The sequence below is a fragment of the Streptomyces sp. Y2F8-2 genome (genome assembly GCF_014905555.1).
In the GTDB taxonomy this organism is placed as follows: Bacteria; Actinomycetota; Actinomycetes; order Streptomycetales; family Streptomycetaceae; genus Streptomyces; species Streptomyces cynarae.
In genome coordinates, this window is record NZ_BNGS01000010.1 from 116,088 (window position 1) to 133,899 (window position 17,812).

Here is a 17,812-nt window from a genome sequence, read left to right on the forward strand (position 1 = left end):
GGGTGCCGTTGCAGCCGCCGAGCCGCCACTGCGGGCAGTCGTGCCGCAGGGCGGCACGGGTGGGTGGTGGGGGCACCCCCTGCTCGAAGAGCTTGGGGGAGGTACCCGCCACCGCCGGGCTGCGGAACCTCCCCCCGGCACCCGCGCCTCCGGGTACTGCCCGGCCAACCTCCGGCCACCGCAAACCTGGCCCAGGCGCACCCGACGCGGGATGATCCCCACATGGCGGTTACCGCGCAGCAGCCCCCCGCCGTGAGGCTCGCCTCCCCGCAGGGGAAGTGGATCCTGCTGACCACGGTGCTCGGCTCCAGCATGGCCCTGCTGGACTCCACCGTCGTCAACGTCGCCCTGCCCCGCATCGGCCACGCCCTCGACGCGAGCCTCTCCGCGCTCCAGTGGACCGTCAACGCGTACATGCTGACGCTCGCCGGTCTCATCCTCCTCGGCGGCGCCCTCGGCGACCGTTACGGTCGCCGCCGGATCTTCGTCCTCGGGGTCCTGTGGTTCGCCGCCGCCTCCCTCCTGTGCGGTCTGGCCCCCACCGCCGAGGTCCTCATCGTCGCCCGCGCCCTCCAGGGTGTGGGCGGTGCCCTGCTCACCCCCGGGTCGCTCGCCCTCATCCAGGCCACCTTCCACCCCGACGACCGCGGCAGGGCGGTCGGCCTGTGGTCCGGCTTCGGCGGCATCGGCGCCGCCGTCGGCCCGTTCCTCGGCGGCTGGCTGGTGGCCGGCCCGGGCTGGCGCTGGGTCTTCCTCCTGAACGTCCCCCTGGCCCTCCTCTGCGCCCCCATCGCCGTGCGCCACGTCCCCGAATCCTCCGCCGGCGGCACGCACAGCCGCCGCTTCGACGCCCTCGGCGCCTCCCTCGGCGCCCTCTCCCTCGCCCTGGTGACGTACGCCCTCATCGAGGCCCACGGCGGCTCGCTCCCGGTGGCCCTCACCGCGGTCGCGGGCCTCGCCGCCGGGGTCGCCTTCATCCACGTCGAACGGCACCGCCCCGACCCGATGATGCCGCTGGACATCTTCGCCTCCCGCCAGTTCACGGCGGTCAACCTGGTGACCCTCTGCGTCTACGCGGCCTTCGGCGGCTTCTTCTTCCTCACCGCGCTCCAGCTCCAGGTCGTCTCCGGCTACTCGCCGCTGCGGGCCGGGGTCGCCCTGCTGCCCACCACCGTCCTGATGCTCCTGTTCTCGTCCCGCTCCGGCGCCCTCGCCGAACGCATCGGCCCCCGCATCCCGCTCACCGTCGGCCCCCTGCTCTGCGCGGCCGGCATGCTGCTGATGCTGCGCGTCGGCAAGGGCGCCGCGTACGCCGCCGACGTCCTGCCCGCCGTACTGGTCATGGGCGCGGGCATGGTCACCCTGGTCGCCCCGCTGACCGCCACCGTGCTCGCCTCGGTGGACACCGACCGGGCCGGCCTGGCCAGCGGCATCAACAACGCGGCCGCCCGCGCGGCCGGTCTGATCGCCGTGGCCGCGCTGCCGCTGCTCACCGGGATGGGCCCGGAGGCGTACCGCGTGCCGGACGCGTTCGCCGCCGCCTTCCGCCGTGCGATGCCGCTGTGCGCGGGCGTCCTGGTGGCGGGCGCGGCGCTCGCCTTCGCGACCGTACGCCGCCCGGCCCCCGAGTGCCGCCACCCCGAGTGCCGCATGCACTGCTCCGTGACCGCCCCACCGCTCGAGCCGCCGCGCGGTTCGGCGGGTTCCGGGGCCGGTCCGGCCTCCTGAGCAGGTACCGAGGGCGCGCGACCTGCGGGCACGGCCCATGGCGCACACTGATCCCATGACCCTTCACGAGAACCTTCTCGGGGGCCCGCCCCCGACGCACCTCCCCGACGACCCGGAGCCGCGCGAGCTCCTCGCGAGCGGTACGGCGCCCGCCGAGGTCGCTGCCCGGTACCCCGCCTCCTCGCTCGCCTGGGCGCAGCTCGCCGACGACGCGTTCGAGCGGGGCGCGGTCGTCGAGTCGTACGCGTACGCCCGTACGGGCTACCACCGCGGCCTGGACGCCCTGCGCCGCAACGGCTGGAAGGGCCACGGACCCATCCCCTGGGAGCACGAGCCCAACCGCGGGTTCCTGCGCGCCCTGCACGCCCTCGCGCGCGCCGCGCACGGCATCGGCGAGCAGGAGGAGTACGAGCGCTGCTCGCAGTTCCTGAAGGACTCCTCGCCGACGGCGGCCCAGACCCTGGGCTAGGCCCCACGTCCCGCGTGTGTCAGGCCCGCCTGTGACCAGGCGGGCCTTGCGGTGCCCGGGGGCATTGCGCAGGATGCCTGTGGGGACCGGGGCCCCCGTGCCGGCATCGGCAGGGGCGGACCGCTACCCGGAGTACATACAGGAGACAGCGATGTCCCAACAGGCTCACCAGACTCCTCCCTCCCCCGAGGCTTCTGAGCCCGAGACCCCGCATCTCGACTTCAAGGGCACGACCCCGTACGAGGACTACGTCCGGGCGGACGTGCTCACCCACCTCCAGCACACCCTCTCCGACGACCCCGGAGAGATGGTCTTCCTGGTCACGACCCAGGTGATGGAGCTGTGGTTCACCGTCATCGTCCACGAGTGGGAGACCGCGGCGCGCGCCCTGCGCGAGGACCGGGTGCCGGTGGCGATCGACGCGCTGAAGAGGTCCGTACGGGAGCTCCAGGCGCTGAACGCGTCCTGGCGGCCCCTGGCGCAGCTGACACCCGCCCAGTTCAACTCCTACCGCTCCGCCCTGGGCGAGGGCTCCGGCTTCCAGTCGGCGATGTACCGCCGCATGGAGTTCCTGCTCGGCGAGAAGTCCGCGTCCATGCTGGTCCCGCACCGCGGTGCGCCCCGCGTCCACGCCGAACTGGAGAAGGCGCTGCACGAGCCGAGCCTGTACGACGAGGTGCTGCGGCTCCTCGCCCGGCGCGGGCACGCCGTCCCGGACGCGGTGCTGCGGCGCGACGTCTCGCAGCGCTACGAGCCGTCGGAGGAGGTCGAGTCGGTCTGGGCGGCCGTCTACTCGGGGGACCCGGACGACGGACTCGCCCGCCTGGGCGAGGCGTTGACGGATGTCGCGGAGCTGGTGTGGCGCTGGCGCAACGACCATCTCCTCGCCACCCGGCGCGCGATGGGCGCCAAGCCCGGCACGGGCGGCTCCGCCGGGGTGGCCTGGCTGGAGAAGCGGGCCCAGAAGAGCGTGTTCCCCGAGCTGTGGACGGCACGGTCCCATGTCTGAACCGTCGGAACTCGCCCTCAGGGCGGAGAAGCTGGACGCGGCCGACGAACTCGCCGTCAAGCGCTCGGAGTTCGTCCTCGACACCGTGTCCGATCATGCGGCCGACGTCGCGGTCGTCTATCTGGACGGCAACTCGCTGGGCGCGCTGCCCGCCGCCGTACCGGCCCGGATGGAGGACGTCGTCCGCAGGCAGTGGGGATCGCTGCGGATCCGGTCCTGGGACGAGAGCGGCTGGTGGACGGCGCCGGAGCGGATCGGCGACCGGATCGCCCCGCTGGTCGGGGCCGCGGCCGGGCAGATCGTGGTGGGCGACTCGACCAGTGTCAACGTCTTCAAGGCGCTGGTGGCGGCGGTGCGGATGGCCCGGGAGACGGACGCCGGCCGGGACGAGATCGTGGTCGACGCGACGACGTTCCCGACGGACGGGTACATCGCCGGATCGGCGGCGCGGATGACGGGCTGCACGCTGCGCCCGGTGGCCCCGGCGGAGGTCCCCGGGATGCTGTCCGGCCGTACGGCGGCCGTGCTGCTGAACCACGTCGACTACCGCACCGGCCGGCTGCACGACCTGCCCGCACTGACGGCCGCCGTGCACGCGGCGGGCGCGGTGGCGGTGTGGGACCTGTGCCACAGCGCGGGCGCGCTGCCCGTGGGCCTGGACGAACACGGGGTCGACCTGGCGGTCGGCTGCACCTACAAGTACCTGAACGGGGGCCCCGGCTCACCGGCGTACCTGTATGTGCGGCGGGAGCTGCAGGACCGCTTCGACTCACCGCTGCCGGGCTGGAACTCGCACGCGGAACCCTTCGGCATGCGGAGCGACTACGAGGCGGCCCCCGGCGCCGTGCGCGGTCGCGTCGGCACCCCGGACATCCTGTCGATGCTCGCCCTGGAGGCGGCGCTGGAGGTGTGGGACGGCGTCTCCATCGACGCGGTCCGCGCCAAGTCGCTGGCCCTGACGGACTTCTTCCTCGAGTGCGTGAGGGCCTACGTCCCGCCGGGCACGGTCGAGTCCCTGACCCCCGCCGCGCACGGGGAACGGGGCAGCCAGATCTCGCTGCGATGTGCGGACGCGGGGAACGTGATGAAGCGGCTGATCGCCGCCGGGGTCGTCGGTGACTTCCGGCCGCCGGACGTGCTGCGGTTCGGGTTCACGCCGCTGTACGTCGGGTTCGGGGACGTGGAGCGGGCGGCCCGGGTGCTGGCGGAGGTGGTGGCCTGACGGGCGGTTCACGGGGGGCGGGGCGGCCCGCCCCCCACCCGGCCGCGAACCCCGTGGCCGGGGCCTTCCCCACAGCACACCGGGGCGGCTCGGCAGAACCGTTTGCCCCTCACCCAGAGTGACAACCTCGTGCTGACGCACGTCACCCGCCTGATACCGTCCCCGCCAGCGACCGGTAGTCTCCGGCCGCCGCGCACGAATCCCGTTCTGCCGCTGAGAGGTTGGAGCATGCCGGACGACGCCGCCCCCCGCGATGCCGCCGAAGAGGCGTCCGCCTTCTCGCACCCGCCGGTGGACCCCGACTCCACCGCCGTCTACGGCGACCACCCCGACCAGGTGATCGACTTCTACGCCCCGCGGCAGACCGAGCCGGCCGGGGCGGCGGGCGCTTCGCCACTCGCCCCCCTGGTCGTCCTCCTGCACGGCGGCGCGTGGCGTGCGCCGTACGACCGCCGGCACGTCTCGCCGTTCGCGGACTTCCTGGCCCGCCGGGGCTTCGCCGTGGCGAGCGTCGAGTACCGCCGGGGCGCCCTCATCCCGTCCCAGGCCGACGGCTCCGCGGACGCGGAGTCCGGTGCGGGCGGCGGTACGGGGCCGGTGGCGGGCCGCTGGCCGGACACGTTCGACGACGTCGCGGCCGCGTGCGACGCGCTTCCCGGGCTGGTGCGCGAGGCGCTGCCGCAGGCCGACCCGCGCCGCACGGTGATCACCGGGCACTCGGCGGGCGGCCACCTGGCGCTGTGGGCCGCGGCCCGGCACGTCCTGCCGCCGGACTGCCCGTGGCGCACGGACCGCCCCGCGCCACTGCGCGGTGTCGTGGCGCTCGCCCCGATCGCGGACTTCCACGTCGCCGACAAGCTGGAGGTGTGCGGCGGCGCCGCGGTCCAGCTCCTCGGCGGCCGGGACCGGTTCGAGGAGCGCAGACCGTACGCGGACCCGGCGTTGCTGCTGCCCACCGGCATCGCCACCACCCTGGTCCAGGGCCGGACGGACGTCGTGGTCCCGCAGGCGGTCGCCGAGGCGTACGCGGAGGCGGCGGCGAAGGCCGGCGAGGTGGTCGGCCTCACGCTCCTGGAGGGCGTCGGCCACTTCCCCCTGATCGACCCGGCGGCGGACGCGTGCGCGGTGGTGGCAGAGGAGATCGCGCAACTGGCGTGGTAGCCGGGGCCCCGCCCCCGGGCGGACCCGGTCATACCCGTAATACCTGAGAGCTACCTCCCAAGTGAGCTCCGCGGCATGACGCCGACGACAGGTGACGCTCCGTAACTTCCTTCCCGTGACCGCGCCCGATGAGCGGGCCGGCGGAAGGGGAGGACGTCATGGGTTCTCGGGGGAGGCGCCCGGCCGCGCACGCGGACGCACGGGACGGGCACGGGGGAGGCGACGAACGGCGGCGCCTTCGCCGACGGCGCCTCGGCCGCCTCCGACGCACCCTGCCGGCCGTCCTCGTCACGGTCGCCGTCGTCGTCCCCCTGTCGGCCGCCGCGCGCCCCCGGATCCCGGCCCCGCCGCCGGCGGCGCTCGCCCCGCTCTCGGCGGCCACGCTCACCGGGACGTACGAGGCGAACCGCGCGGATGCGGCCGAGGCGTCCCGCATGGTGGGGGCCCACGGCGACCGGAGCCGGGCGGCGGTGGAGCGGGCCCTGGCCGCCCCCGCCCGCGATCTGCTGGCGTTCGACGGCCGGGGCACGGGCCGGGTGTCGGAGGTCTTCGGCGACCTCGCCACGGCGCGGCACATAGCGGTCCTGGTGCCGGGCTCCGACACCACGCTGGACACCTACGGCCGCTTCCGCGCCACCGCGCTCGCCCTGCACCGCAGCACCGGCCGGGACACGGCGGTGATCGCCTGGCTCGGCTACGACACGCCCCGCACGCTCAGCACCGACGTACTCACGACAACCCGCGCGGCGCAGGCCGCCCCTGCCCTGGAGCGGTTCGTACGGCAGCTGCGGGACGCGTTCGGCCCGTCGCCCCGCATCTCCCTGCTGTGCCACTCCTACGGCACGGTGGTGTGCGCCCGCGCGGGCTCCGGCGTCGACGCGCAGGACATCGTCCTGATCGGCAGCCCCGGCACGGGCGTGGACTCCGCCGCCGCTCTGCACACCCACGCCCGCATCTGGGCGGCCCGCGGCGCCGACGACTGGATCGCACACGTGCCGCACCACCGCGCGGACCTGTTCGGCACCACCGTCGGCTTCGGCACGGACCCGGTCTCCCCGGCCTACGGCGCCCGGGTGTTCGCGGCGGGCGACGGCGGCCACAGCGACTACTTCAAGCCGGGCTCGGCCTCCCTGACCAACCTGACCCGGATCGTCCTCGGCGAGACGGCGGAGGTGACCCGTGCGTGACACGACCGTGCGGCAGCACACCCTGAAGCGGCAGCAGACCGTGAAGCGGCAGCGGACCCCGAAGCGGCAGCGGACCCTGAACGCGATACGCACCGCGGCCCACCGCACCGACCTGGCCACCCCCGCCGAGCGGGACCGCGCGGTCGACGCGCTGCGGGCCCTGGCGATCCTCGGTGTCGTCCTGGGGCACTGGCTGGTGACCGCCCTCGTCGCGGACGGCGGCTCGCTGCGCACCGCGAGCCCGCTGCACTTCATGCCGTGGCTGGCTCCGATCTCCTGGGTGTTCCAGACGCTGGCCGTGTTCTTCCTGGTGGGCGGCCATGTCGCGACGAAGGGCTACGACTCGGCGCGTGTCCGGGGCGTCACCTACGGGCAGTGGCTGCGCACCCGCCTGACCCGGCTGTTCAAGCCGGTCGCGGCGGTCGTGATCCTGTGGACGGTCGCGGCGTGCGGCCTGCTCGCCACCGGCGCGGACGCCGGCACGGTCCACACCCTGGTGAAGCTGGCCCTGTCGCCCCTGTGGTTCCTGCTGGTGTTCGCGGCCCTGACGGCGGCGACCCCGCTGCTGACGCGTCTCAACCCGCTGTGGCCGCTGGCCGTCGTCCTCCATGTGGACATCGTCCGCTTCGGCCTCGGCGGCCCGTCCTGGCTGGGCTGGGTGAACCTGCCGGCGGGCTGGCTCGTGCCGTACACCCTGGGCGCGGCCTGGACCCGGGGCGAGCTGGAGAGCCGCCGCGCGGGCCGGGTGCTGCTGGCGGGCGGCGCGGCGGCGACGGCGGTGCTGGTGGCGTGGGCGGGTTACCCGGCGTCGATGGTCGGCGTCCCGGGCGAACCGGTCTCCAACCTGAACCCGCCGACCCTGGCCGCCGTCACCTTCGGCCTGGCGCAGTGCGGACTGGCGCTGCTGCTGCGCGAACGGCTGCGCCGCGCGATGCGCCGCCCCCTGGCCTGGGCGGCGGTGGCCCTGGCGAACCTCTCCGCGATGACGATCTTCCTGTGGCACCAGACGGCCCTGATGGCGACCACCGCGACGGGCCTGCTCGCCGGCCGCCTGCCCGGTCTGCACACCACCCCCGACAACCTGACCTGGGTGGCGGCCCGCCTGGCCTGGCTGCCGGTCTTCGCTCTCGCCCTGACCGTCTGCTGGGCGGCCTTCCGCGCCTGCGAACAGAGCGGCGACCGGCGTCCTTCCCGGGTGGTCCGGTCACACCGCCCCGGAGCGGGCCGCACCTCAGGTCCTAGGGTGGACGCGTGATGCAAGGGGGGAGCCGCGTCCGGCGAGGGCTGCGGATGCTGCGCGACGACCTGTGGACCGCGCGGGCGGATCCGCTGCCCCCATCAGTCTGGCTGCGCTGGCTGCCGCACGGAATCGTGTGGCTGGCCGCGTTCGGTGTCCTGGTCGGCGCTGTGCCCCAACTCCAGGAGAGCGGCCATGTGGCCCTCGGATACGCCTACCTGATCGGGCTCGGCCAGAGTGGAGCGGTGGTGCTGGCCCTGTGGCGGCCGATCCCGGCGTGGTGGCTGTCGACGGGGGCGACGGCACTCGGGGCGGTCGCGCTGCACGGCCCGTTGATCGCCGGGGAGGCGCACGGCTTCACCTGGCCGTGGACCTCGGCCGGGATCATCGCCCAGCTGTTCGTGCTGCTGCTGCTCGCCCTGAGAGTCCGCACCCGCGTCGCGGCGGAGGCGCTGGTCCTGACCATGCTGGTCACCTATGTCCTCCAGGGACTGTGGGGCGCGGCGAACTACCAGTCCACCGGCGTGCTCACGGTGGCCCTGTCCGCGGCCGTGGTGGTGCTGGGCGTCGCCCTGCGCGGCCGCCGCGAGGCCCGCGCCGAGTTGGTTCAGCAGACGACGCTCACCGCGGAGGAGCGCGCCCGCCGCACCCTCCTGGAGGAACGCAACCGCATCGCCCGCGAACTGCACGACGTGGTCGCCCACCACATGTCGGTCATCTCCATCCAGGCCCAGGTCGCCCCCCACCTGGTGGAGAACCCCTCCGCCGAGCTGAGGGAGAACCTGGACGGCATCCGCAAGAACGCGCTGGAGGCCCTGACCGAACTGCGCCGCGTCCTCGGCGTCCTGCGCTCGGAGAACCCCGCCGACCCCTACGGCATAGGAAGCGGTACCGGCGCCGCCCCCGACTCCCCGCAGCCCACCCTCGACCGGCTCGACGCCCTCGTGGAGAACACCCGCGCCGCCGGCATGGAGGTGCGGACGGAGATCGTCGGCGAGGTGCGCCCGCTGTCACCCGGTGTGGAGCTGTCCGCGTACCGCATCGTGCAGGAGGCCCTGAGCAACGCGCTGCGGCACGCCCCCGGCTCCACCGTCCGCGTCGAACTCACCTACTTCCCGCTGGGCCTGCAGCTGCACATCACCAACTCCCGGCCCACCCGCCCGGCTCCGCCGTCACCGGGGGCGGGCCACGGACTGCTCGGCATGCGGGAGCGTGCCGTGATGCTCGGCGGGACCCTCTTCGCGACCGGGAGGGCCGGCGGCGGCTTCGCGGTGGCGTGTTTCCTGCCCAGCCCCGAGGACGCCCCGGCCGACGGCGATCCCGTCGACCCGACAGGAGAAGAGGACCGATGACGAGCAGCACCATCCGCGTACTGATCGCCGACGACCAGATGATGGTCCGGCAGGGCTTCACGGTGCTGCTCAACGCCAAGCCCGACATCGAGGTCGTCGGCCAGGCCGTCGACGGCAGGGACGCGATCGCCAAGGTCGCCGAACTCGCCCCGGACGTCGTCCTGATGGACATCCGCATGCCCGAGCTCGGCGGCATCGAGGCGACCCGCCGCATCACCGAGGCCACCCCGCACCCCAAGGTCCTGGTCCTGACCACCTTCGACCTCGACGAGTACGTCTACGAGGCCCTGCGCGCCGGCGCCTCCGGCTTCCTGCTCAAGGACGCCTCCGCCGATCAACTCGCCGAGGCGGTACGGGTGGTGGCGGCGGGCGACGCGCTTCTCGCGCCCGGCATCACCCGGCGCCTGCTCGCCGAGTTCTCCCGCATGCACAGCACGCCCCGGGCGCCGCTGAAGGAGCGCGTCGGCGACCTCACCGAGCGGGAGACCGAGGTCCTCGCCCTCATCGCCCAGGGCCTGTCGAACGCGGAGATCGCCGAGCGCCTCGTGGTCGCCGAGCAGACCGTGAAGACCCATGTGGGCCGCATCCTGGTGAAGCTGGGCCTGCGCGACCGCACCCAGGCGGCCGTGTTCGCCTACGAGTCGGGGCTGGTGCGGCCGTCGGGGTACTGACGTCCGGGCGGGCGCGGGGCGACTGGCGGGGGCCGACCGTACCCGTAGTACTTGAGGAGGATTCCCGAGGACCCCTCTCACTGGTGACGACCGCGCCCCCTTTCCGGGCCTACCTTTTCCCCGTGACCGAGACGACCCAGAGGCAGACGCCACCGGACGGCGCGTACACCCCGTACACACCGCGCAGCCCGGAGTACCGGCTGGCCGTGGACGCCCTGCGCGGGCTGCGGCAGGACCTGTTCCACGACGCCTTCGCCTACCGCCCGCTGGCCCGCGGCGGCGCCGAGGCTCCGTCGGACGGCCGGACACCGGGCCGCCTGCGGACGTATGCGGCCTGGAAGCGGCACGCCGTGGTGGTCGCAGCCGGCCTGGTGGCCATGTTCGGTGCCTTGACGACCGGCGACGGCAGCGGGACGGCCCTGCTGACCGGTCTGCTGGCCCTGGCCCCCGTGCTGCTGACGTTGGTCCGCCCGGTCGGAGCCTTCTGGGTGTCCTTGGCGGCGACCCTCGCCTCGGCGGCCCTGAGCCCGGACTGGACGGCGGGGCCGTGGCCGCCTGGCAGCTTCATCTCCCACCTGGTGGTGGTGACGGTCGTGGCGATACGCACCCGGCCGCGCACCGCGGCATGGATGTGGGGCATCACCGCGCTCTACGGCTTCTTCGCCGAGAGCCTCTTCGGCCGGAACAGCTTCGGCACCAACACCCCGCCCATGCTGGTGGTCTCCGCGATCGCCCTGCTGTCGGTCACCGTCCGGCACATACGCCGAGAAGCCGAGCAGGAGGTCACCGCCCAGCAGACCGAGACCGCGCACGAGCGCTCCCGGCGCACCCTGCTGGAGGAGCGCACGACGATCGCCCGCGAACTGCACGATGTGGTCGCCCACCACATGTCGGTGGTCGCGATCCAGGCGGAGGCGGCGCCCTACCGCGTGGAGAACCCGCCGCCCGAACTGGAGAAGGCCTTCGCCACGATCCGGGAGAACGCGGTGGCGGCCCTGACCGAGCTGCGCCGCGTCCTGGGGGTCGTGCGGGCGGAGGACTACGAGGCCCCGGACGCGCCCCAGCCCACCCTGGCCGACCTGGACGCCCTGCTGGCGAACGTGCGGGAGGCGGGACTGAGCGTCGACAAGGCGGTCACGGGCGCGGTGCGGGAACTCCCGCAGGGCGTCGAGCTGTCGGCGTACCGCATCGTCCAGGAGGCCCTCAGCAACACGCTGCGGCACGCGCCGGGCGCCCCGGCACGGGTGGAGATCGGCTATGTGCTCGGTGGGCTGGGCCTGCGCATCGTCAACGGTCCGGCACCGCAGGTCACGCTCACCAAGTCGACGCACGGGGCGGGGCACGGCCTGACGGGCATGCGCGAGCGCGTCTCGATGCTGGGCGGGGAGATTTCGGCGGGGGAGACGGACGACGGAGGCTATGAGGTGACGGTGTTCCTGCCGGTGGCCGCCGTGGAGGGCCCCGCGTGACGAAGGGCGCCATCCGCGTACTGATCGCCGACGACCAGATGATGGTCCGGGAGGGCTTCTCGGTGCTGCTCGGGGCGATGCCGGACATCGAGGTCGTCGGGGAGGCGGTCAACGGGAGGGAAGCGGTCGAGCGGGTCCGCGAGCTGGCCCCGGACGTCGTGCTGATGGACATCCGGATGCCGGAGCTGAACGGCATCGAGGCGACCCGGGAGATCGTCGCCGCGGACGGTTCGGCGAAGGTGCTGGTGCTGACCACCTTCGACCTCGACGAGTACGTGTACCAGGCGCTGCGGGCGGGAGCCTCCGGTTTCCTGCTCAAGGACGCGTCGGCCAAGCAGCTCGCCGAGGGCGTACGGGTGGTGGCGGCCGGCGAGGCGCTGCTGGCGCCCTCGGTCACCCGGCGGCTGATCACGGAGTTCTCCCGCCTGGCGGACCGGCCGGCGCTCCCGCCGGCGGCCCGGGCGGCGTACGGGGACCTGACGGAACGGGAGACGGAGGTGCTGGTCCTCATCGCCCAGGGGCTGTCGAACGCGGAGATCGCGGAGCGGCTGGTGGTGGCCGAGTCCACGATCAAGACGCACGTCAGCCGCATCCTGGTGAAACTGGGCCTGCGCGACCGCACCCAGGCTGCGGTGTTCGCGTACGAGGCAAGACTGGTGACCCCGGGGTGATCCGCCCTTCGGTGTGAGACCCCCTGGTCAGCGGGCGTCCGCTCGGTTAGCGTCCGGGCATGGCAGCTCCTTCCGCTCTCGCGTTCGACCCCTGGGACCCGGCGTTCGTGGCCGACCCGTACCCCGCCTACGCCGAGCTGCGTGCGCGGGGCCGGGTGCACTGGTTCGAGCCCACCGGCCAGTGGCTGGTGCCGCACCACGCGGACGTGTCGGCGTTGCTGCGGGACAGGCGGCTGGGCCGGACGTACCAGCACCGGTTCACGCACGAGGAATTCGGCCGGACCGCGCCGCCGCCCGAGCACGAGCCCTTCCACACGCTCAACGACCACGGCATGCTCGACCTGGAGCCGCCGGACCACACGCGCATCCGGCGCCTGGTGTCGAAGGCGTTCACGCCGCGCACGGTGGAGCAGCTGAAGCCGTATGTGCGGGACCTCGCCGGCGAGCTGGTGGCGCGGCTGGTGGAGGCGGGCGGCGGCGATCTGCTGACGGACGTCGCCGAGCCGCTGCCGGTCGCGGTGATCGCCGAGATGCTGGGCATCCCCGAGGCGGACCGCGGGCAGCTGCGTCCCTGGTCGGCGGACATCTGCGGGATGTACGAGCTGGGCCCGTCCGAGGAGACGGCACACAGGGCGGTGCGGGCGTCGGTGGAGTTCTCGGAGTACCTCCGGGAGCTGATCGCCGAGCGTCGCAAGGAGCCGGGGGAGGACCTGATCTCGGGGCTGATCGCCGCGCACGACGAAGGCGACCGGCTCACCGAGCAGGAGATGATCTCGACCTGTGTACTGCTGCTGAACGCCGGACACGAGGCCACGGTCAACGCGACCGTGAACGGATGGTGGGCGCTGTTCCGCCACCCGGACCAGCTGGCCGCCCTGCGCGCGGACCACTCGCTCGTCCCCTCGGCGGTGGAGGAGCTGATGCGCTACGACACCCCGCTCCAGCTCTTCGAGCGCTGGGTGCTGGACGAGATCGAGATCGACGGCACGGTGATCCCGCGGGGCGCGGAGATCGCCATGCTGTTCGGCTCCGCCAACCATGACCCGGCCGTGTTCGACGCCCCCGAGAGGCTCGACCTGACCCGCGAGGACAACCCGCACATCTCCTTCAGCGCGGGCATCCACTACTGCATCGGTGCGCCCTTGGCCCGTATCGAGCTGGCGGCGTCCATGACGGCGCTGCTGGAGAAGGCCCCGACGCTGCGCCTTGCGGCTGAGCCGGAGCGGAAGCCGAACTTCGTGATCCGCGGGCTTGAGGGTCTGAGGGTGGAGGTGGGCTGACCGCCGCCCTCAGGCCGTCAGGGCTCACCCCGAAGCTCGCCCGCCCGTGCGGGCAGCATGAGTCCCCACGCCCCCTGCCGCACCACCCACGTCCGCGTCCGCACCGGCCCCGACACCACCGCATCCGCGCGATAGCGGAAATCGGCCCCCGACACCGTCACCCTGCGCCCCACTGCGAGGAGCGGCGAAGCCTCCGCGCCCACCGAGGCCGGCCGTACCTCCACCTCGGCCACCCCCGGTTCCCCCGGCGTCACCGACACGCCCTCCACCGGCTGGTCCAGGTCCACCAGCGTCTCGCCGTCGACCTCCACCCGCAGCCGGGCCGGCCCGGGCGCCGCCGGCCGCGGCGACGGCACCCGCGTCGGACGCGCCGCGAGCGTCCGCACCAGTGACTGGCACGTCCGCAGCCACGGGCGGCCCGAGCCCGGCGACGAGGCCGGCACCGGATCGGCCCCCGCCCCCTCACGCGCCGCAACCGGAGGAATCCGCAGATCCCCGAGCACCACCCCGTCACTGTCGTCCACCAGCAGGTCCAGCCGCCGCTCCACCCCCTCCAGGACGGCCCGGGCCGCCGCCACCGCCCCCGCCGGCACCCCCAGCGACCGCGCCAGCGACTGCCGGGCGCCCACCGGCACCAGCGACAGGGCCGTCGTGCCCAGCTCACGGCGCCGGTGCAGAAGCGTCACCGCCCGCAGCAGCGCCCGGTCGTCGCCCACCACCACCGGGCGCCGCGACCCCCGGCGGTCCAGCGCCCGGGCGAATTCCTCCGGCCCCTGAGGAAGGCACAACTTGGTGGCCGCACCCGCGCTGAGCACGTCTTTCGCGATCCGTACCGACTCACCGTCGCTGTGACGGGCGACCGGGTCGATGACCACAAGGAGCTGGTCGGAAGTCGCCACCTCGGTCCTGCCTCGCTTCCTCGGGTAGCATCTCTGTGCAAGAGCCCCTTGCGCTATTGCGTCAGGGGTTTCGTCTATTCCGGGGCATCCGGTCCGACGGTTTGCGGCCAACGACGGTCGCGGTGCGCGCGGCGGTCAAACCTCCGCGTGCGCCCCCGACCCTGGACATGCCCCGCCCGGAAGGGGTGTACGCGCGTGCCCGCACTTGTGCTGCTCGGTGCTCAGTGGGGTGACGAAGGCAAGGGAAAGGCCACCGACCTGCTCGGTGGCTCGGTGGACTATGTCGTGCGCTACCAGGGCGGCAACAACGCCGGCCACACGGTGGTCGTAGGTGACCAGAAGTATGCGCTCCACCTCCTCCCTTCCGGAATCCTGTCGCCCGGATGTACGCCCGTCATCGGCAACGGCGTCGTCGTCGACCCGTCGGTCCTGCTCTCCGAGCTGAGCGGTCTGAACGAGCGCGGTGTCGACACCTCCAAGCTGCTGATCAGCGGCAACGCCCACATCATCACGCCGTACAACGTCACCGTCGACAAGGTGACGGAACGCTTCCTCGGAAAGCGCAAGATCGGCACGACCGGACGCGGCATCGGCCCGACCTACGCCGACAAGATCAACCGTGTCGGCATCCGGGTCCAGGACCTGTACGACGAGTCGATCCTGACCCAGAAGGTCGAGGCGGCCCTCGACGTCAAGAACCAGATCCTCACCAAGCTGTACAACCGGCGCGCGATCGCCGTCGGCCAGGTGGTCGAGGAGCTGCTGGGCTACGCCGAGAAGATCGAGCCGTACGTCGCCGACACGGTCCTGATCCTCAACCAGGCCCTGGAGGAGAACAAGGTCGTCCTGTTCGAGGGCGGCCAGGGCACGCTCCTGGACATCGACCACGGCACGTATCCGTTCGTGACCTCGTCGAACCCGACCGCGGGCGGTGCCTGCACCGGTGCCGGCGTCGGCCCCACGAAGATCAGCCGCGTCATCGGCATCCTCAAGGCCTACACGACCCGTGTCGGCTCCGGTCCCTTCCCGACCGAGCTGTTCGACGAGGACGGCGAGGCGCTGCGCCGCATCGGCGGTGAGCGGGGCGTGACGACGGGCCGCGACCGCCGCTGCGGCTGGTTCGACGCGGTGATCGCCCGCTACGCGACCCGGGTCAACGGCCTGACCGACTTCTTCCTCACCAAGCTCGACGTGCTCACCGGCTGGGAGCAGATCCCGGTCTGCGTGGCGTACGAGATCGACGGCAAGCGGGTCGAGGAGCTCCCGTACTCCCAGACGGACTTCCACCACGCGAAGCCGGTCTACGAGATGCTGCCCGGCTGGCAGGAGGACATCACGAAGGCCAAGACCTTCGCGGACCTCCCGAAGAACGCCCAGAACTACGTCAAGGCGCTGGAGGAGATGTCCGGCGCCCCGATCTCCGCGATCGGCGTGGGCCCGGGCCGCGACGAGACCATCGAGATCAACTCGTTCCTGTAAGTCCCTTACATCCCCGTCCAGTTGGGCCGGTCATGGACATCCTTGACCGGCCCATGGGCTGCTCCTGGTTCCGCGCGGTAGTAGGGACCGGAACCATCTACGCGGGTAGTGCCGTTCTTCTCCGCTCTCCAGACCAGGAACCAGGAGCCTCGTATGCCCGTCAGCCCCATGAACAGACGCGAGTTCATGCAGAAGTCGGCCGTCACCTCGGCGGCGGTCGCCGTCGCGGGAGCGGTCGGCAGCGGTACGGCGGAGGCTGCCGACCACCAGCCCGAGAAGACGCCCCGCACCTGGTCCTTCTCCGTCCTCGGCACCACCGATCTGCACAGCCACGTCTTCGACTGGGACTACTACAAGGACGCCGCCTACAGCGACAAGGCCGGCAACTCCGTCGGTGTCGCGCGTGTCGCCACGCTCATCAAGCAGCAGCGCGAGGCGAAGGGCGAGGACCGGGTGCTGCTCGTGGACGCCGGCGACATCATCCAGGGCACCTCGCTCGCCTACTACTTCGCCCGCGTCGACCCGATCACCGGCAAGGACGCGCCCAAGCACCCCATGGCCGTCGCCATGAACCACATGCGCTACGACGCCGCCGCCCTCGGCAACCACGAGTTCAACTACGGCATCGACGTCCTGCGGAAGTTCGAGAGCCAGTGTCACTTCCCGCTGCTCGGCGCCAACGCCCTCGACGCCAAGACCCTGCGGCCCGCCTTCCGTCCGTACACCGTGAAGTGCGTCCGGGTCCCCGGCGCCCCCGACATCAAGGTCGGCATCCTCGGGCTCACCAACCCCGGGATCGCGCTGTGGGACAAGGACAACGTCAGCGGGAAGATGGTGTTCCCGGGGCTCGTCGAACAGGCGAAGAAGTACGTGCCGCGGCTGCGGGCGCTGGGCTGTGACGTGGTGTTCCTGACGGACCACTCGGGCCTGGACGGCTCGTCCTCGTACGGCGACGAACTCCCGTACGTGGAGAACGCGTCGAACCTGGTCGCGGAGCAGGTGCCGGGCATCGACGCGATCCTGGTCGGCCACACCCACGTCGAGGTCCCCTCCTACACGGTGAAGAACGAGGAGACCGGCGAGGAGGTCCTCCTCTCCGAGCCGTACTGCTGGGGCTACCGGCTGAGCGTCTTCGACTTCGAGCTCGAACTCCACCACGGACGGTGGAAGGTGACGAGCAAGACGGCCCGGACCCTCAACCCCAACACGGTGGACGAGGACCCGGAGATCAAGCGGCTCCTGGAGGCCGACCACGAACTGGTGGTGAAGTACGTCAACACGTCCGTCGGCACCTGCACGGCGGACCTGTCGGCGGCGGAGTCCTGCTGGAAGGACGTCCCCATCATGGACTTCATCCACCAGGTGCAGATGGCGACGGTCGCCTCCGGGCTGTCCTCCGCCGACGCAGCACTCCCGCTGATCTCGGTCGCCGCGCCCTTCAGCCGGACCGCGGACATCCCGGCGGGGAGTGTGACGATCAAGGACATCGCCGGGCTCTACATCTACGACAACACCCTCTACGGCAAGAAGCTGACCGGCGCCCAGCTCAAGGACTACCTGGAGTACGCGGCGAAGTACTACCACCAGGTCCCGTCCGGCACGAAGGTCGACACCGCGACCCTCACCAACGCCAACAACTTCTGGGACTACATGTACGACACCGCCGCCGGGGTCGACTACGAGATCGACATCGCGCAGCCCGAGGGCTCGCGCATCAAGAACCTCTCCTACAAGGGCGCGCCGGTCGCCGACGACCAGGTCTTCGTCGTCGCCGTCAACAACTACCGGGCCAACGGCGGTTCGGGCTACCCGCACATCGCCTCGGCGCCGATCGCGTACAGCTCGACAAACGAGATCCGCCAGCTGATGATCGACTACGTGACCGCGAAGAAGACCCTCGACCCGACCGACTTCGCCGTCACCAACTGGAAGCTGACGCAGGCGGGAACGCCGGTCTTCTGAGCGGGGCGTTCCTCAG

15 protein-coding genes are annotated in these 17,812 nt (G+C 72.5%); 14 read left to right on the forward strand and 1 reads right to left on the reverse strand.

Going from position 1 to position 17,812, the window contains the following annotated elements:
• Window positions 1–222: 222 nt before the first annotated feature.
• From SY2F82_RS29750 to SY2F82_RS29805, 12 genes are all read left to right on the forward strand, one after another.
• The gene (locus SY2F82_RS29750; protein ID WP_200422262.1) at window positions 223–1,728 is read left to right on the forward strand and encodes an MFS transporter; all 1,506 of its coding nucleotides are present in this window, start codon (window positions 223–225) and stop codon (window positions 1,726–1,728) included.
• A 55-nt stretch (window positions 1,729–1,783) separates the two neighbouring features.
• Window positions 1,784–2,197 (forward strand): DUF3151 domain-containing protein, encoded by a 414-nt coding sequence (locus SY2F82_RS29755; RefSeq protein ID WP_200422263.1) that lies wholly within the window; start codon window positions 1,784–1,786, stop codon window positions 2,195–2,197.
• A 151-nt stretch (window positions 2,198–2,348) separates the two neighbouring features.
• Window positions 2,349–3,206 carry a tryptophan 2,3-dioxygenase family protein gene (locus SY2F82_RS29760; RefSeq protein WP_200422264.1) on the forward strand — a complete coding sequence of 286 codons (858 nt, stop codon included), beginning with the start codon at window positions 2,349–2,351 and terminating at the stop codon, window positions 3,204–3,206.
• A complete protein-coding gene (gene kynU / locus SY2F82_RS29765; RefSeq protein ID WP_200422265.1) occupies window positions 3,199–4,428 on the forward strand; it encodes a kynureninase in 1,230 nt (409 codons plus the stop codon). Before SY2F82_RS29760 ends, kynU begins: the two co-directional genes overlap by 8 nt.
• Window positions 4,429–4,656: 228 nt before the next feature.
• Window positions 4,657–5,589: a S9 family peptidase gene (locus SY2F82_RS29770; RefSeq protein WP_200422266.1), complete on the forward strand. Its 933-nt coding sequence runs from the start codon at window positions 4,657–4,659 to the stop codon at window positions 5,587–5,589.
• A gap of 158 nt (window positions 5,590–5,747) precedes the next feature.
• A complete protein-coding gene (locus SY2F82_RS29775; protein WP_200422267.1) occupies window positions 5,748–6,776 on the forward strand; it encodes an alpha/beta hydrolase in 1,029 nt (342 codons plus the stop codon).
• A 76-nt stretch (window positions 6,777–6,852) separates the two neighbouring features.
• Entirely contained in the window at window positions 6,853–8,031 is a 1,179-nt protein-coding gene (locus SY2F82_RS29780) for an acyltransferase (protein WP_236041890.1), read from the forward strand.
• Window positions 8,031–9,365 carry a sensor histidine kinase gene (locus SY2F82_RS29785; protein ID WP_200422445.1) on the forward strand — a complete coding sequence of 445 codons (1,335 nt, stop codon included), beginning with the start codon at window positions 8,031–8,033 and terminating at the stop codon, window positions 9,363–9,365. The genes SY2F82_RS29780 and SY2F82_RS29785 overlap by 1 nt, the downstream gene beginning before the upstream one ends.
• Window positions 9,362–10,036 (forward strand): response regulator transcription factor, encoded by a 675-nt coding sequence (locus SY2F82_RS29790; RefSeq protein WP_200422268.1) that lies wholly within the window; start codon window positions 9,362–9,364, stop codon window positions 10,034–10,036. The genes SY2F82_RS29785 and SY2F82_RS29790 overlap by 4 nt, the downstream gene beginning before the upstream one ends.
• A gap of 122 nt (window positions 10,037–10,158) precedes the next feature.
• Complete coding sequence (locus SY2F82_RS29795) at window positions 10,159–11,505, forward strand: sensor histidine kinase (RefSeq protein WP_200422269.1); 1,347 nt, start codon at window positions 10,159–10,161, stop codon at window positions 11,503–11,505.
• On the forward strand, window positions 11,502–12,176 hold the full coding sequence (locus SY2F82_RS29800; protein ID WP_200422270.1) for a response regulator transcription factor: 675 nt from the start codon (window positions 11,502–11,504) through the stop codon (window positions 12,174–12,176). Before SY2F82_RS29795 ends, SY2F82_RS29800 begins: the two co-directional genes overlap by 4 nt.
• Window positions 12,177–12,235: 59 nt before the next feature.
• Window positions 12,236–13,456 (forward strand): cytochrome P450, encoded by a 1,221-nt coding sequence (locus tag SY2F82_RS29805; protein ID WP_200422271.1) that lies wholly within the window; start codon window positions 12,236–12,238, stop codon window positions 13,454–13,456.
• A 17-nt stretch (window positions 13,457–13,473) separates the two neighbouring features.
• Here SY2F82_RS29805 and SY2F82_RS29810 read toward each other — a convergent pair whose 3' ends face one another.
• Window positions 13,474–14,355: a diacylglycerol kinase family protein gene (locus SY2F82_RS29810; RefSeq protein ID WP_200422272.1), complete on the reverse strand. Its 882-nt coding sequence runs from the start codon at window positions 14,353–14,355 to the stop codon at window positions 13,474–13,476.
• A 195-nt stretch (window positions 14,356–14,550) separates the two neighbouring features.
• Between SY2F82_RS29810 and SY2F82_RS29815 the strand changes: the two genes are divergently transcribed.
• Window positions 14,551–15,834 (forward strand): adenylosuccinate synthase, encoded by a 1,284-nt coding sequence (locus SY2F82_RS29815; RefSeq protein ID WP_200422273.1) that lies wholly within the window; start codon window positions 14,551–14,553, stop codon window positions 15,832–15,834.
• Window positions 15,835–15,987: 153 nt separating this feature from the next.
• Window positions 15,988–17,796 (forward strand): bifunctional UDP-sugar hydrolase/5'-nucleotidase, encoded by a 1,809-nt coding sequence (locus SY2F82_RS29820; RefSeq protein ID WP_200422274.1) that lies wholly within the window; start codon window positions 15,988–15,990, stop codon window positions 17,794–17,796.
• Window positions 17,797–17,812: the final 16 nt, after the last annotated feature.

Bases quoted from the DNA above. Each gene is read 5' to 3' on its own strand.
- SY2F82_RS29770 (WP_200422266.1), top strand. From the start codon at position 4,657: ATGCCGGACGACGCCGCCCCCCGCGATGCCGCCGAAGAGGCGTCCGCC.
- SY2F82_RS29750 (WP_200422262.1), top strand. From the start codon at position 223: ATGGCGGTTACCGCGCAGCAGCCCCCCGCCGTGAGGCTCGCCTCCCCG.
- SY2F82_RS29755 (WP_200422263.1), top strand. From the start codon at position 1,784: ATGACCCTTCACGAGAACCTTCTCGGGGGCCCGCCCCCGACGCACCTC.
- SY2F82_RS29805 (WP_200422271.1), top strand. From the start codon at position 12,236: ATGGCAGCTCCTTCCGCTCTCGCGTTCGACCCCTGGGACCCGGCGTTC.
- SY2F82_RS29775 (WP_200422267.1), top strand. From the start codon at position 5,748: ATGGGTTCTCGGGGGAGGCGCCCGGCCGCGCACGCGGACGCACGGGAC.
- kynU (WP_200422265.1), top strand. From the start codon at position 3,199: ATGTCTGAACCGTCGGAACTCGCCCTCAGGGCGGAGAAGCTGGACGCG.
- SY2F82_RS29790 (WP_200422268.1), top strand. From the start codon at position 9,362: ATGACGAGCAGCACCATCCGCGTACTGATCGCCGACGACCAGATGATG.
- SY2F82_RS29820 (WP_200422274.1), top strand. From the start codon at position 15,988: ATGCCCGTCAGCCCCATGAACAGACGCGAGTTCATGCAGAAGTCGGCC.
- SY2F82_RS29785 (WP_200422445.1), top strand. From the start codon at position 8,031: ATGCAAGGGGGGAGCCGCGTCCGGCGAGGGCTGCGGATGCTGCGCGAC.
- SY2F82_RS29760 (WP_200422264.1), top strand. From the start codon at position 2,349: ATGTCCCAACAGGCTCACCAGACTCCTCCCTCCCCCGAGGCTTCTGAG.